Source organism: Bartonella sp. MU70NMGDW (assembly GCF_042194085.1).
Classification (GTDB): Bacteria; Pseudomonadota; Alphaproteobacteria; order Rhizobiales; family Rhizobiaceae; genus Bartonella; species Bartonella grahamii.
Genome location: NZ_JBHIMK010000343.1, coordinates 1 through 1,215, shown reverse-complemented (window position 1 = coordinate 1,215; position 1,215 = coordinate 1). Strand labels below are relative to the sequence as shown.

Annotated in this window: 1 protein-coding gene; it reads left to right on the top strand. The window is 41.2% G+C overall.

Annotation, left to right across the window (positions count from 1 at the left end; genetic code table 11):
* On the top strand, window positions 1-1,215 hold a 1,215-nt coding region (locus ACFIKE_RS10865), incomplete at both ends, for an MFS family transporter (RefSeq protein WP_375649922.1).

Sequence of the window (1,215 nt, the reverse complement as noted above, 5' to 3'; positions counted from 1 at the left end):
ACCACATGATACAAGAAAACGTATCTGGGCTATCGTGTCCAGTGCATCAGGTAATCTAGTAGAATGGTATGACTTTTATGTTTATTCCTTTACGTCCATTTACTTTGCATCACAATTTTTTCCCTCAGATGGCAATGTCGTTACACAACTTTTAAAAGCGGCTGGTGTCTTTGCTATTGGTTTTCTTATGCGCCCAATCGGCGGATGGCTTTTTGGCTTCATTGCCGATCGTTACGGACGCAAACGCTCAATGCTTATCTCAGTTTTTATGATGTGTGGTGGTTCGTTCTTAATCGCCCTACTCCCTACCTATGAAACCATTGGAGTAGCAGCAGGAATTCTTCTACTTTTACTCAGAATGCTTCAAGGGCTTTCTGTCGGTGGTGAATATGGTACAACAGCAACTTATATGAGTGAAATCGCCCTCAAAAATCGCCGAGGATTTTTTAGCTCTTTCCAATACACCACACTGATTGGTGGTCAACTTCTAGCCAGTCTTGTTATATTCATTTTAGCGCTTTATCTCACTGAAGATCAGCTAAAAGCATGGGGCTGGCGTATCCCATTTGCCATTGGTGGACTAGGAGCAATTGTTGCGATTTATCTACGCCGCACGCTCCATGAGACAACGACCAAAGAAAGTCGTTCTAATGCACAAGCTGGTAGTATTAGGGGACTCTTGAACAACCACCGAAAAGCTTTTTTTCTAGTTATCGGCTTTACCGCTGGAGGATCGCTCACATTCTACACCTATACGACTTACATGCAGAAATATCTGATTACAACCACCGGCTTTGATAAACATACAGCCACAACTGTGATGACTGCTGCACTCTTTGTTTTCATGTTACTTCAACCTGCATTTGGTTTTATGGCTGATAAAATTGGAACAAGAACTTCACTCCTTATTTGGAGTGTCTTATCTATTATCTTTACCATTCCCGGACTTAATGTGATTGGTAGTACTGATAGTACATGGATTGCTTTATCAGTCATTATTGGAATGCTATGCATTATGAGCTTTTATACATCCATCTCTGGCATTGTAAAATCAGAAATGTTTCCCGCTTCAGTACGAGCAATAGGAGTTGGGCTCTCTTATGCTATTGCCAACGCACTGTTTGGCGGTTCTGCTGAATATGTCGCGCTTGGATTAAAAGATCTTGGATATGAATCTGTCTTCTATTTTTATATAACCGGCATGATGATTATTGC